This is a genomic window from Bacillus sp. GS3m_15504, assembly GCF_055825275.1.
In genome coordinates this window covers 1139708-1152964 of record NZ_JBVVNL010000001.1, presented here as the reverse complement: position 1 = coordinate 1152964, position 13257 = coordinate 1139708, and the positions used below count along the sequence as shown (strand labels likewise).

General features: G+C 34.3%; 15 protein-coding genes. 5 read left to right on the top strand and 10 right to left on the bottom strand.

Going from position 1 to position 13257, the window contains the following annotated elements; genetic code table 11:
• Positions 1-340: 340 nt before the first annotated feature.
• On the top strand, positions 341-1249 hold the full coding sequence (locus AC0L0O_RS06220) for an EamA family transporter (RefSeq protein WP_000947030.1): 909 nt from the start codon (positions 341-343) through the stop codon (positions 1247-1249).
• A gap of 87 nt (positions 1250-1336) precedes the next feature.
• A complete protein-coding gene (locus AC0L0O_RS06215) occupies positions 1337-2482 on the top strand; it encodes a M20 peptidase aminoacylase family protein (RefSeq protein ID WP_428889389.1) in 1146 nt (381 codons plus the stop codon).
• A gap of 37 nt (positions 2483-2519) precedes the next feature.
• Here AC0L0O_RS06215 and AC0L0O_RS06210 read toward each other — a convergent pair whose 3' ends face one another.
• From AC0L0O_RS06210 to alsR, 4 genes are all read right to left on the bottom strand, one after another.
• The gene (locus AC0L0O_RS06210) at positions 2520-3464 is read right to left on the bottom strand and encodes an ABC transporter permease (protein WP_428889388.1); all 945 of its coding nucleotides are present in this window, start codon (positions 3462-3464) and stop codon (positions 2520-2522) included.
• Positions 3457-4368, bottom strand: coding sequence for an ABC transporter ATP-binding protein (locus AC0L0O_RS06205; RefSeq protein WP_000180629.1), 912 nt, complete (start codon positions 4366-4368; stop codon positions 3457-3459). The genes AC0L0O_RS06210 and AC0L0O_RS06205 overlap by 8 nt, the downstream gene beginning before the upstream one ends.
• A 90-nt stretch (positions 4369-4458) precedes the next feature.
• The gene (locus AC0L0O_RS06200; protein WP_000050629.1) at positions 4459-5034 is read right to left on the bottom strand and encodes an FtsX-like permease family protein; all 576 of its coding nucleotides are present in this window, start codon (positions 5032-5034) and stop codon (positions 4459-4461) included.
• Between the two features lie 230 nt (positions 5035-5264).
• Positions 5265-6170 carry an acetoin biosynthesis transcriptional regulator AlsR gene (alsR, locus tag AC0L0O_RS06195; RefSeq protein ID WP_000423226.1) on the bottom strand — a complete coding sequence of 302 codons (906 nt, stop codon included), beginning with the start codon at positions 6168-6170 and terminating at the stop codon, positions 5265-5267.
• A gap of 152 nt (positions 6171-6322) precedes the next feature.
• Between alsR and AC0L0O_RS06190 the strand changes: the two genes are divergently transcribed.
• Both AC0L0O_RS06190 and AC0L0O_RS06185 read left to right on the top strand, forming a co-directional pair.
• Positions 6323-6688, top strand: a complete 366-nt coding sequence (locus AC0L0O_RS06190) for a CidA/LrgA family holin-like protein (RefSeq protein ID WP_000872364.1) — start codon at positions 6323-6325, stop codon at positions 6686-6688.
• A complete protein-coding gene (locus AC0L0O_RS06185) occupies positions 6685-7362 on the top strand; it encodes an LrgB family protein (RefSeq protein WP_000578959.1) in 678 nt (225 codons plus the stop codon). Before AC0L0O_RS06190 ends, AC0L0O_RS06185 begins: the two co-directional genes overlap by 4 nt.
• 12 nt (positions 7363-7374) lie before the next feature.
• On the opposite strand, the gene AC0L0O_RS06180 is transcribed toward AC0L0O_RS06185, so the two are convergent.
• Entirely contained in the window at positions 7375-7788 is a 414-nt protein-coding gene (locus tag AC0L0O_RS06180) for an NUDIX hydrolase (protein ID WP_000442968.1), read from the bottom strand.
• Positions 7789-7929: 141 nt separating this feature from the next.
• Between AC0L0O_RS06180 and AC0L0O_RS06175 the strand changes: the two genes are divergently transcribed.
• The gene (locus AC0L0O_RS06175; RefSeq protein WP_000624205.1) at positions 7930-8130 is read left to right on the top strand and encodes a DUF3903 domain-containing protein; all 201 of its coding nucleotides are present in this window, start codon (positions 7930-7932) and stop codon (positions 8128-8130) included.
• A 315-nt stretch (positions 8131-8445) separates the two neighbouring features.
• Here the strand turns inward: AC0L0O_RS06175 and AC0L0O_RS06170 are convergent, their stop codons facing one another.
• From AC0L0O_RS06170 to AC0L0O_RS06150, 5 genes are all read right to left on the bottom strand, one after another.
• Positions 8446-9201 carry a sulfite exporter TauE/SafE family protein gene (locus tag AC0L0O_RS06170; protein ID WP_098638381.1) on the bottom strand — a complete coding sequence of 252 codons (756 nt, stop codon included), beginning with the start codon at positions 9199-9201 and terminating at the stop codon, positions 8446-8448.
• A 108-nt stretch (positions 9202-9309) separates the two neighbouring features.
• Positions 9310-9456: a BC1881 family protein gene (locus tag AC0L0O_RS06165; protein WP_000644411.1), complete on the bottom strand. Its 147-nt coding sequence runs from the start codon at positions 9454-9456 to the stop codon at positions 9310-9312.
• Positions 9457-9620: 164 nt separating this feature from the next.
• Positions 9621-11348, bottom strand: coding sequence for an S-layer homology domain-containing protein (locus AC0L0O_RS06160; RefSeq protein WP_042511879.1), 1728 nt, complete (start codon positions 11346-11348; stop codon positions 9621-9623).
• A 215-nt stretch (positions 11349-11563) separates the two neighbouring features.
• A complete protein-coding gene (locus AC0L0O_RS06155; protein ID WP_075395428.1) occupies positions 11564-12130 on the bottom strand; it encodes a hypothetical protein in 567 nt (188 codons plus the stop codon).
• Positions 12131-12136: 6 nt separating this feature from the next.
• Positions 12137-13156, bottom strand: a complete 1020-nt coding sequence (locus AC0L0O_RS06150; RefSeq protein ID WP_473785670.1) for a nuclease-related domain-containing protein — start codon at positions 13154-13156, stop codon at positions 12137-12139.
• Between the last annotated feature and the right edge of the window lie 101 nt (positions 13157-13257).

The window sequence follows — 13257 nt, the reverse complement described above, 5'->3', positions numbered from 1 at the left end:
TAGAAAAATCTCAATTAAACTACAAAAGCTCTCTAATGTTATTAACATAACAAAGGTAACATAGTTTCTCAAATGATTAGCATATTATTCGTATGTCTATATACGTGTTGATTAAAAAATATTTTTTTCAAATGCTGTCTTTATACAATAGAAAGCTGATTTTACAATACTTCTATTATTACTAATTTCAAGATTATGCATAAATATCATACTTTTATTATTATTCTATAAAATGTCACACTTTTCTTTTATTTGACCCTTCATTTTTAATTTTGTATACTTCCCTCTAGTTATATATGTCCGTTATGGAACAATTTCATATAGATGGGAGGAATTTTTCATGCTTCGTTATTCTCTTTTAGTTTTATTAGGAGCGTGTAGTTATGGGATTTTAGCTATTTTCGTTAAACTTGCATATGCAGAAGGATTTTCACTTGGAGAGGTAATTGGCAGCCAATATTTGTTCGGTTGGATTATTTTGCTTGCTATTACACTTCTATTTTCTAGACATCGTGTTCCATTAAAACAAGCATTAATTTTATTCGTTGCAGGTACATCTGCAAGTTTCACTGGAATTTTTTATTATGCTTCATTAAAAACTGTACCAGCATCTATTGCAATTATACTTTTATTTCAATTCGTTTGGGTCGGAATTATTATTGAAGCAGTCGCAACAAAAACATTACCTTCAAGAGAAAAGGTTATTTCCGTTATTTTCTTACTTGCAGGTACATTTTTATCAAGTGGTTTACTAGAAAAATCAGCGGGTGATTTCGATACGACAGGAATTATACTAGGCCTGTTATCTGCTGTTACATTTGCAACATACATTTTTGTGAGCGGAAAAGTTGCTGTTGAAGTACCTTCATTACCACGTGGTGTTCTTTTAATGGCTGGTGCTTTAACTTTAGTAATGATCGTATTCCCTCCAACATTTATTTTTAACGGTGCAATTTCTGAGGGTCTTTGGAAATACGGTTTAGGTTTAGGAACATTTAGTATCGTTATTCCTTCTATCGCCTTTACAATTGGTATTCCAAAGATTGGTTCTGGCTTAGCAACCATTCTTGGTGCAGCAGAACTACCCGTTACTACAATTATGTCTGTATTCGTTTTAAAAGAAGCTGTGCTCTCTTCACAATGGTTCGGTGTATCACTTATTTTAATCGGTATTGCAATCCCGCAAATTGCCTATGCAATGCGTGGACGTTATCGTAAACATCATACACACAAAAAATTGGCAGCATAAACGAGAGAGGATTTTCATTTGAGAATCCTCTCTTTTAATATTGTATACTTAATGTAAATACTTTATTTAAGAAAGAAGGCATTATACGTGGCTGCAAATCTAGAGCAATTAACTGAGACGCTAATTTCTATTCGTCGAAATTTACATGAGCATCCAGAACTATCATACGAAGAATTTGAAACGACGAAAGCTATAAAGAATTGGTTGGAAGAAAAAAACATTACCATTATACATTCTAATTTAGAAACAGGCGTTATTGCTGAAATTTCTGGAAATAGTAACGGACCACTTATAGCAATCCGTGCCGATATTGATGCCCTACCTATTCAAGAAGAAACAAATTTGCCGTACGCTTCAAAAATTCACGGTAGGATGCATGCTTGTGGGCATGATTTTCATACAGCTGCTATTATAGGGGCTGCTTATTTGCTAAAAGAAAAAGAATCTTCTCTTAGCGGAACTGTACGCTTTATATTCCAGCCAGCTGAAGAAAGTAGTAATGGTGCTTGCAAAGTAATTGAAGCCGGGCATTTACGTGGTGTACAAGCTATTTTCGGTATGCATAATAAACCTGATTTACCAGTAGGTACAATCGGTATTAAAGATGGTCCACTGATGGCCGGAGTTGATCGATTTGAAATTGAAATTCACGGAGTTGGTACACATGCAGCTGTACCAGATGCTGGGGTAGACCCTATTGTCGCATCTTCTCAAATTGTGATAGCACTCCAAACAATTGTAAGCCGAAATATAAGTTCTTCACATAATGCCGTCGTTAGTGTCACAAACATCCACTCAGGAAATACGTGGAACGTTATTCCTGAAAAAGCAACGCTGGAAGGAACTGTACGTACATTTCAAAATGAAACACGTGAAAAGATCCCTGCGCTAATGAAACGTATTATTCAAGGGGTTTCTGATGCATTAGGTGTAAAAACAGAATTTCGTTTTTATGCAGGTCCTCCTGCTGTTCATAACGATACATCCCTAACAAACTTATCGACTCAAGTTGCAGAAACTATGAATTTAAATATCGTCTCTCCTACCCCGTCAATGGCCGGAGAAGATTTTTCTTTTTATCAACAAGAAATACCTGGTTCCTTCGTCTTTATGGGAACAAGTGGTACACACGAATGGCATCATCCAGCTTTTACAGTAGATGAGCGAGCATTACCTGTAAGTGCAGAATACTTCGCTTTGCTAGCTGAAAGGGCACTTAAACAATTTGCATAAAAAAGGAGCCGTTAAGACATATTTAACGGCTCCTTTTTTAAGTTAAATCACGTTTCAAAAATACTGTATAAGAAACACTTAAAAATACAAATAAATACAGTAATAACATACATGATGCAAACGGGAACGTTACTCCATCAATAAAACTTCCATTCTTTGCAATACTGTATAAATCTGTGTTTGCTGGCAATAAATATTTCGCCCAATCATATCTAGTTGCTGCTAGTAATGCGATATTACCTGATAAAGCAAGAAATAGTGAAATACCAATCGCCCCTCCGCTAGATCTTGTTAGCACAGAAATCATAAATGCAAACGCTGCGTACACAATCGTCGGCAACCACGATAAAATATAATACTTACTAGCTTCTACAAAAATATTTTGTTTTATAATATTTCCATCTTGGAAAATAAACTCGCTCCATGCAGGCTGCTGGAATTTATAAATAACCAGTCCACATAAAATGGAGAAAATCATATTAAATATAAACAATAATGCTGCAAATATCACAATTGCTAAAAATTTAGCTATCAAAATTTTAAAGCGACTCGCTGGTCGTATCGTTAAAAATTTATATGTTCCCCAGCTATATTCATTCGCAAAAATTGTACTTGCATACACGAGGATAAACGGGAGCAATATTGGAAATACGATAAAACCTGTATCTCTCATGAAAGAAAGCGGAGAACTACTTGCCGGTGCTGTATCTGTATCTAAATGCTTCATCTTGAGCTGATATTCCTTGATAAGCTCGTCCCCAGATTGCTCTGCTAAAATAGCTTCTTTTTTCATGCCTAACTTTTTCTCAATTTCTACTGTTCGTTCTGTATAATCGGCTTTCCATCCTTTTGTTTCCGGTTCTAAATACTTTACCGTAACCCATCCTAATCCAATTATTAATACTGCAATAACTGCAAATGGAATAATCGTTCGTTTTCGCTTAAATATTTTATACAGTTCGTTATACACTAAATTAAACAATATCTTTTCCCCCTGTTAATTCTAAAAATTGCTCTTCTAGCGTTTTTCTTTCTTCATATACACGATACACTTGAATATTTTTCTCAAGCAATGTACGAATAACATTTGGGATTTCTTCATCTTTTACATGAATAAGTAAATCATTACCTTTTATTAAGACATCTTGATCTAACATTTCTGCTGCTTTATTCGCATCATCTACACGTATACGGATTGTCTCCATCTCTTCACTTTGATTATGCTGAATATTTTGTGTCGCCACATATTCTCCGTGCTGAATAATGATAACTCTGTCACACATTAATTCAACTTCTGAAAGCAAATGACTAGATACAAGTACCGCTTTTCCTTGTTCATGTGCAATTTTCTTTATGTACATTCTCATTTCATGTATTCCACTAGGATCTAATCCATTCGTTGGTTCATCTAATATTAATACATCAGGATCATGAATAAGCGCTTGAGCAATTCCTAATCGTTGTCTCATACCGAGTGAATATGCTTTTACTTTGCGATCAATGACTTGTCCCATACCTAGCAGTTTCACTACTTCATCAATACGTTCTTCTGTCACGTTACCATTCATGCGTCCGAAATATGTTAAATTCTCATAGCCACTCAAAAACGGATAAAATTCCGGTGTCTCAATTACTGCTCCAATTTTCGAGGCAGTACTTTCAAATTGCTGTTTAACAGATTGACCGTCAATCCAAACTTCGCCCTCTGTCATACGAATCATGCCGACCATCATTCTCATTAAAGTCGTTTTTCCAGCACCATTTGGTCCGAGCAAACCAACTACTTCACCTTTTTTAACTTCGAAACTAATATTTTCTACAAGTGTCTTTGAACCGATTCGCTTCGTTAACTGCTCAACCTTTACAATTGATTGTTCATTTGTCATGCTATACAACCTTTCCTTCCCATTCTTTGTCAGGTCTTTACACTGTAACATGATTACTTTTATGTGTAAAATGGAAAAAGGCATGATTTCTCATGCCTTTTCTTTAAACTGAAATGAATTTTCATCTTGTAAACTTTGAACAAATCGAATACATTGCACCATCGATAATAGAAGGATAACAATCATAATTATACTAACAACAACTATTGCATATATTGTAATCGGTGCACTATTTACACCTTGTATTCCTGCTATTTTCATAAAGATAATCGTAAATAACTTCAAAAATAACATCCCATTAACTAATCCAAAAACAAACGCTGCTCCATAAATAAACAATTGCTCCTGACATAATAAACATAGTACATCATTTCTCTTCCCATTCTCTGCTACATAAGATTTAATTTCTTCTTTCCTCACTTGCAGAAAAGAATACGTCATTTTATATGTAATAAACATACATATGAAAATGACTACGATAAACAACGTGTAAAAACACATTTGAAATAAAAGTGTAGTCCCTAATTCCCCAACAACTATTTCATTAAATTGTAGCGATATCATAAAAAACAAAATCATAGTACTCATAGCAATCCACATAAATTGCTTCATCCTTTTGGTAGCAAATGTTCTTATATTTTTTCTCGCTAACCGACATAAAGACATAAAATTCTTCCCCTACCTTATTACATACGCATTCTATACTACTAGTGTATAAAAATATGACATTTTAAACATCGCACTACAATCGGAATTTCCTCTAAGTCTTTAGTCCTAGAAAACAAAATGAACATGTTTATCTCTTTCGTATAGAACTAAAAAAAGAACACTAAAGCGGAAATGCAATATAATTACATTTCCGCTTTAGTGTTTAATGAGGTGTACTTTTTAATAACTTAATTAATCTCATCCTCAACTTCTATTCTTTTCTTCTCTCTTGCAATTTTTAAAAACTCTAAAAGCTCTGGATTGCTATTCATTTTTTTGTAAGCGACTGACATTTCTGCAACAAAATTAGAATCATATAGCTCTTTATATACAACTTCTGTTTTATATAATTTATTTGCCGATACCGGTATTACTGTAATTCCAATCCCTGCTGCTACAAGTCCCATAACTGTTTGATATTCCGTTGCTTCTTGCACAATACGCGGGCTAAATCCAACTTCTCTACAAAGGGATAAAATTGTATCATACAAAGCTGGCCATACTGGTCTCGTAATAAATACAAACGGTTCATCCCGTAAATCTTCTATATGTATTTCATCTTTCTCTGCAAGTGGATGAGCCTTCGGTAAACATAAAGTACAAGATAGTTTTTGAATTGGCTCTAATTCTAATAATTGTGTTGGGATTGGTGGACGCAAAAATCCAATATCAATACGATTATCATGAAGTGCATGCACTTGATCTGGAGTAGATAATTCATGTAACGCAACAGATACCCTCGGAAATTTCTTTCTATACTCCCTTACGATAGATGGTAAAATATCATATATCGCCGCACCTACAAAACCAATTGAAAGTGAGCCCACTTCTCCCCTTTGGGCACTTTGTGCAATCTCTACAGCTTTTTCAATTTGTTCAAACGCTTTTTTTACTTCTTTCAAAAACATTTCTCCAGCTTCTGTTAATTCAACCTTTCTCTTCGTTCTTGAAAATAACATAACTCCCATTTCTTTTTCTAATTGCTGAATTTGTTGACTAAGCGGTGGTTGTGTCATTTGTAAACGAGCAGCTGCTCGTCCAAAGTGTAACTCCTCTGCCACTACAACAAAATATTGCAAATGCCGTAATTCCATTTTGGACACCCTTTTCCATTTCAATTAATACGTCTAATATATTAATAACATATAATTTATATATTAGACAAATTTTTCGAATGAACGTATAGTAGAAATTGTTAATTCTTTTTTACAATTTTTATGTAAAAAAAGAAAGAGGTGGTTACTGTATGAAATGGTGGAAATTAAGCGGACAAATTTTACTATTATTTTGTTTCGCTTGGACAGGTGAATGGATTGCAAAACAGGCACACCTCCCAGTTCCAGGAAGTATTATCGGTATTTTTTTATTATTAATTTCATTAAAATTTAACCTAGTGAAAAAAGAGTGGATACAGGACGGTGCAGACTTTTTATTAAAAGAACTTATTTTATTTTTCATTCCTTCTGCAGTCGCTGTCATACGCTACAAAGATACACTATCACAATATGGAATCGATCTCATCTTAATTATTATGATTAGTACACTTTGTGTCACTCTCGTTACAGGACTCTTAACAGAATTGCTACTAAAGCGGAAAGGATCCGTGCAATGATCGGCTTTCTTTGTTTACTATTAACACTATTCACATATTGGATATCGAAGAAAATGTATCAACGCTGGAATTGGAGCCTACTTTCTCCTCTTCTCGTCTGTCCTATTATTTTAATCGCTTTATTACTCGGACTAGACACATCTTATGAAACATATGAAACTGGAGGCCAATGGTTAACAGAATTATTAAAACCTGCAACAGTTGCTTTCGCGTGGCCCATCTATAAATACTTTGATTTACTCAAGAAACATGGAATGGCTATTTTACTTAATGTCATTGTCGGTTCGTTTCTATCAGTTATTACTTCAGCACTACTAGCAAATTATTTTCAAATTGATTCGTCGTTAGAACATAGTTTAGCACCTCATATTGTAACGACACCAATTGCAATGGCTATTTCAGAAATGATTGGTGGTATGTCACAATTAACAGCAGTATTTGTTGTTTTAACTGCGTTAACAGGAGCATTGCTCGGACCTTCTCTCATTCGTATATGCCGTATTAAAACAGCAATTGCAAAAGGTATTATGTTAGGAACGAGCGCAAATGGAACCGGTACATCGAAAGCATTCGAAATCGGTCCTGTAGAGGGAACAATCGCAAGTTTATCTATGCTTTTAACAGCAGGAGCTAGCTTAGTTATCGTTCCGCTTTTCTTATCGTGGATACATTAAAAAAGCAAGTGTTTAAACACTCGCTTTTTTATTTATGTATTCGTTTAAAATCTCATAATCCTCTGGGAATGATAGTGTTATTTGCTTTATTTCCTCTATCCCCTTCCAAGCAATTTCATGTATTAACTCATCAGGATCTTGGATTTTCATACTACCACCCATTTTTTTTACGACATAATAATGAACATTTACAGGCACCCCGTATGTAATCCCTTCTTTTTCGTATATTTTACTTACAACTTCCACATTGTAACCTGTTTCTTCCCAAACCTCTCGAATACAACATTCCTCTAGTGTTTCTCCTTTTTCAAGCCCTCCACTTGGGACGGACCACCTTTTTTCTTCACCCTTTTGTCCTTGCAATACCATTAAAACTTCATTTCTTTCATTTACACATACTGCTGCACAACCTATCCATCTTTCCATATACATCCCTCCCCTACTACTATTCGTCTCCTTTTTTATTTTCTCCTTGAAAAAAGAGGAAAAAAGGAAAACAATGACGAAAATTTACATCAACTTCATAGGCAGTTCCTTCTTAGAAATTAAAAACGGAAGGATGAAAGCATGATTTCTAAATATGTTGTGGAATGTGTCTTTTGTGAAGAAAATCGAAAACCCCGCCAAGCTATCGTCACAGTTCCTGCTACTACTCAGCTATTAGCTATTGAAAAAGTGCGTGCAGAATGTAAACGTCGTTTCGGAAAAGCTTTATTATTACAAACAGAAATTAAAGAAGAAATAGTTTTTGAACAAAAAGAAAGCTGACCATAAATTGGTCAGCTTTCATATCCGATCATATTTTCACATGAAGATTAGGGGCATCCTCTTTAAGGATCGGGATTTTCCCATTATGTACGTTCCATAATGGTCATCGAACAATATATTTCTATACAATTAAATATTGAATAGAATAGGGCAAAACTTGTTCGCATTTTTAGAAAAGGGATAGGGATATAATTCAAGTAGTACTTCGAATACTCGAACTTTACACTCATTATATTAAAACAAATCCTTTTATATGGGAAATATGAATTACTTACATAATTCATTCGTAAAACATATTAGTTTGCTATATTATTTTCATTCCATTAATAACATACATCCAGCGAAAACTGGTGTCATAATCATTGAAAACTTCAAAAGCATACGTGGTGCATAATTTGTAAACTTCGCACCGATATAAGCTCCTAACATCGTCCCAATTAATACTTGCAATAATAATATATAATCTAGATACCCTTCTGAACTATATCCTAACCCACCCCCAATCGCAATCGGCAATATAACAAGCATTGTTGTTCCTACAGATTGCTGAATCGTCAATCCTAATAGAACCATTAATCCAAGTTGAATAAATGGTGCAGAACCAATCCCGAATGAACCAGCCATCATTCCAGTGACTAACCCAAGACATATACATTTCATTATGTTTTCTTTCGAAATATCTTTGATTTTTACTAAACGTACTTCTTCCTCATTTTGAAATTTAATTAATTTAATACACATAAAAATCGCAGATAAAAATAACATCCCAGCTGTAAACCAATGAAGAAGATACGGTGGTATAAGCGAGCCAATTTGGGAACCGATATAAGAACCAAATGCCCCACATCCACCAACAATCCCGCCTATAGTAAGTACTACATTTCCTTCACGATAATGACTTATAACCCCAGATAATGTCGTAAATGCCATAGCAGTTAAAGACGTTGCAAGTGCAACGTGAATAGGAATATGGAATACTAACGTGAGTATCGCGATAATAAACCCAGCTCCCCCAGCTCCAACAAATCCTAATAAAACTCCCATTACTAACATCGTTATAATAATTGCCACATACTCTCCCTCCAGTAATCCAATTATCCACCATCTTCTTCCTTGCATACAAATAAAAAGCACCCTGGAAGGATGCTTTTCGTACTTTTCTAAATTGATACTATGTACTTAATCTTGATTAATCAAAATAACCGCGGGGCCAGCAACTACTACTCCAGCTACTTCTATCTTTTCAAATTCCTTTACTGTAATAGATATAACGCCTTCCCTTTCCATCAATTCTTTACTCAGGACATCAGTCGGTATAGCTTTCACCGTCTTACCTCCTTTTCATTTATACAATATACAAAAAACAACTTAACGCATCTATATATATTCATCACCTCCACTTTCATTCCTTATTCCACTCAAAAACCTCCACTCCCTTCCGTGACATATTGAAAAATAAAAAAGCACTCGCAAAAGCGAATGCTTTTTTATTAATTACTTTCTATTACTTCTAACATTCTATTAATAAATGCTGCTGATTCTCCACGCGTTGCTGAACCTTTCGGCATAAATTCATTATTTTCATTTCCTTTTACAATGCCTAATCCATAAACACGTTGTACAGCTTGTTTATCATATGCTAAATCTTGATCCGAGAATGGCAGTGGAACTAAGTTACCTTTAATTTTTTTATATTGCAGTGCACGGTCAATCATGATAACAACTTCATCTCGTTTAATCGTATCATTTGGAGCAAATATCCCATTTCCTCTACCACTTATTATCCCGGCACTTGCTGCACGATTAATACCATCTATTAGCGATGGATGTGCTGCATTTAAGTCACTAAAATTCGATGATCCTTCAGGTAACTGCAATGATCTTGAAATGAAGTTCGCAAATTCACCACGTGTCACAAGACGCTCTGGCCAATAAGAACCTTTCCCATCTCCAACCATAATGCCGCGCTTATCTAATTCACGAATGTCTGCTTCGTACCAACCACCCGTTATATCATCTTTATGGTTCGCATCATAATACATTTTTGTTCCTTGTAAGAATGGTTCCCAGCCATTATTTTTAATCATAATGGCTGGACAAATCTTCCCACTCCAAAATTGATGTTTTTTTACATTCTCTAAAGGAATATTTAATTCCCCCATTAAATAAGCTGCTAGTTTACGAGCATTTTCAACGGCTTTATTATAATCACCATCTTCGTTTACAGCAATTTCAATCGCAATTGATTCTCGATTTCCAGTTCCTTCTGCCCCATCTCCTGCATGCCAAGCATTTTCGTTTAATGGCAGGTGTTGATAAATCTCTTTATCATCTACTGTAAAATGCCACGACGCTGAACGATCTTCCGTTCCCGTTGCTTGGTTATATAAATATATCGCATGGTTTCTAGCATTTGCCCCCACACTGTAATTATCTGTCTCATGAATCGTAATATACTTCGGGTTCATCGCATAACCCGGACGAATATTTTCATTTCCTTTCGGTACAATCATTTCTTTTAAAGGTACACCATAAATATCCGTTGTCTTCTCTTCTATTGGTGCAGCATACATAGCTGCTGCATATTTTGTACGTATTGGTGCTGCGCCTTGTATAAGCGAAGCTTTTGTTCCTTCAAATTTTGCTGAAGGTGAATGAATCCATTTCATCTCATTATTTATTTTTACTTGGAACCATTCTCCAGCCTGTCCAATTGCTTGAATAGTTTGTGGCTCCAGTACATTTTCTTCTTTGTATGAAGCAAATGGTTCAGAGTATGTAGAGGTTTCTTCATTTACAATTAACTTCTCACTTAATAACGGGTGAATTTCTTTAACTTCTACATTCCCATCGCTATTTTGTATCCAACCAGTTCCCGATGAAGTTTGAACATAGTAAGCGTTTCCTTTTCTCTTCTCAGCTTTTACGACTTGATTCGAAATACGAACCCCTGTCTCTTTTTGAAAATTACTAGAATCGTATAAAGGTACCTCTTTCACTATATGTACAAGAAATTCACCTTGCACTTCATTTCTTACTCCTTTATCTTCTCCTCTACCATCTTCATCTTTCATATGGTTTTCAATACTTTTTAAAGCTTGTTCATCAGGTGAAACTGTAACCGTTTTGTCAAGTTCGTTAGCATAGGAATAATTTGGAATCGTTGCCATACTAAATACAATTGATGCAGCTAAAACATTATAAAATCCTTTTTTCATCATACTACTTAACACGCATATAATTAGGTTCGTGTTAAATTTCCCCTCCTCAGCCAAAATATAGGTTATCTACTAAACTATTAAACAACATAACCATTTACAATATAACAGACTCATTCCAATTCGTATAGATAGGAATGACTACTATTTGCCTACATTTGCTATATTGGAATATAAAAAAGAAGCTATAATATATAGCTTCTCTCTACGGTTCTTTAATCGGTATGCACCTTATATTCCAGAACTTTACCATCTCTATCAAATTGTAAAACAAGCTGTTCACTATCTATGGGAATAAAGCCACGTTCAGTTCCAAGATAGTACGAAGTGATAACCCCGTTTTCTCCATTTCTCGTTTCAGTAGGCGTTCCTAATAATTGTGTAATTTCTTCATTTGATTTTCCTGTTAATTTATATTTTTGCAATAGATCATCTACCATATGTACCCGTTTATCTTCAGCATGTAACCACCGATCTTGGTTAAACTTGGAAGTGTACGTATTCATACTTAATTGTGCAGTACATACTACTAACGGAATAAGTGCTACTATTAATACTCCCGACATTTGCTTCTTTTCTTCATTACGATTTTTAGCAACATATAAGATCGACTTTTGAATCATAACTAATAAAACAAATGGCATGACTATTATAAAAATGCTCGTTACACTTAATGACGTATGAGCCATACCAATAATAAACATAAAAGCAAGATACATGAGTATATACAAACAAATATAAACATACAAAATACCCCTTAATATAGCACTCAGAAAGCCCACCTCTTTTTAATTCATTATATAATTCATTCGATTAATGGTTTCTCGAAGTTTTTCTAACTCTTGACCTGTATATATTACTTTCCCCGTTAAGAATTCATTTCTGAAAAATGATACAAGTTGCTCTCTATCTTTTAATCTCGGCGTTTTTTCTTCAGAAAGATCTAACACTTCTTTCCCATTCTCATTATAAAAATATACAATTGGATTTATGTTTTCCTTTACAATATCAACTTGCATTTCTTTCAAACAATTGTATAGAATATGAGATAGTTTCTTCGCTCTATATACTGGGTTCCCGTCATTTTTCACTTGTATCGTTAATGAATCTTCACCTGTAATATATTCAAACGTCTCTTCTTTCTCTATCTCTTGTTGATACTTGCCAATTTCATCAATCATAAATGAATATGTACTAGCATTTTCTTTCGTTAAGCCATGAATTAATTTCCCTGTCCATTCTTTCGTTTCAAGTACATACATACCCGTTTTACTTAAAACAAGATGATGAATTCGAAAATCATTTCTTCCATGCTGATTCCTCATAAAAACATTCGGCATAATATGAAATTCATGATCTAGTATTATACCTTGCTCTACGAAACCACGCTTCATATAATGTAATGTTTCGTGTGTACTCACTTCGGCTCCATTTTTCGTATACTCTCGCAAATCTGCAATTAACTTTTGAAACATATGTATTTCGTTACTATGTTTTTCTTGCATTTCACTGCGTTCTTTACTATGTTGCACAGCTAATTGATTTTTCATCATACGCATATTTTCAAGTTCTCTCGCTGCACTTATTTGTAAATCATTGTATTTTTTCTGTTCCATATTTTTTAATGTATTTTGCTGCTCTTTATGTTCTGTAACCGTAGCTGCAATTTCATTTTCGTACGTTTCAATTGCTTGTTTTTTTTCAAATTCCGCTTGCTGACTCTCTGATTCTAGCTGTTTATTTTTATAAAACAGCACGAATACTGCAGCTAATAATAATAAAATTACACCTATTAGCACATAATCCATATTTTTTCTCCTTCATTTCATTTCCTACTATTTTCCATACATATTTCTACTACATTATACTATGTTATTCGTATGTTTTTCGTAAAAATTTCACACGCAGC

Bases quoted from the DNA above. Each gene is read 5' to 3' on its own strand.
- AC0L0O_RS06190 (WP_000872364.1), top strand. From the start codon at position 6,323: ATGAAATGGTGGAAATTAAGCGGACAAATTTTACTATTATTTTGTTTC.
- AC0L0O_RS06175 (WP_000624205.1), top strand. From the start codon at position 7,930: ATGATTTCTAAATATGTTGTGGAATGTGTCTTTTGTGAAGAAAATCGA.
- AC0L0O_RS06150 (WP_473785670.1), bottom strand. From the start codon at position 13,156: ATGGATTATGTGCTAATAGGTGTAATTTTATTATTATTAGCTGCAGTA.
- AC0L0O_RS06180 (WP_000442968.1), bottom strand. From the start codon at position 7,788: ATGGAAAGATGGATAGGTTGTGCAGCAGTATGTGTAAATGAAAGAAAT.
- AC0L0O_RS06160 (WP_042511879.1), bottom strand. From the start codon at position 11,348: ATGAAAAAAGGATTTTATAATGTTTTAGCTGCATCAATTGTATTTAGT.
- AC0L0O_RS06220 (WP_000947030.1), top strand. From the start codon at position 341: ATGCTTCGTTATTCTCTTTTAGTTTTATTAGGAGCGTGTAGTTATGGG.
- AC0L0O_RS06185 (WP_000578959.1), top strand. From the start codon at position 6,685: ATGATCGGCTTTCTTTGTTTACTATTAACACTATTCACATATTGGATA.
- AC0L0O_RS06200 (WP_000050629.1), bottom strand. From the start codon at position 5,034: ATGTCTTTATGTCGGTTAGCGAGAAAAAATATAAGAACATTTGCTACC.
- alsR (WP_000423226.1), bottom strand. From the start codon at position 6,170: ATGGAATTACGGCATTTGCAATATTTTGTTGTAGTGGCAGAGGAGTTA.
- AC0L0O_RS06205 (WP_000180629.1), bottom strand. From the start codon at position 4,368: ATGACAAATGAACAATCAATTGTAAAGGTTGAGCAGTTAACGAAGCGA.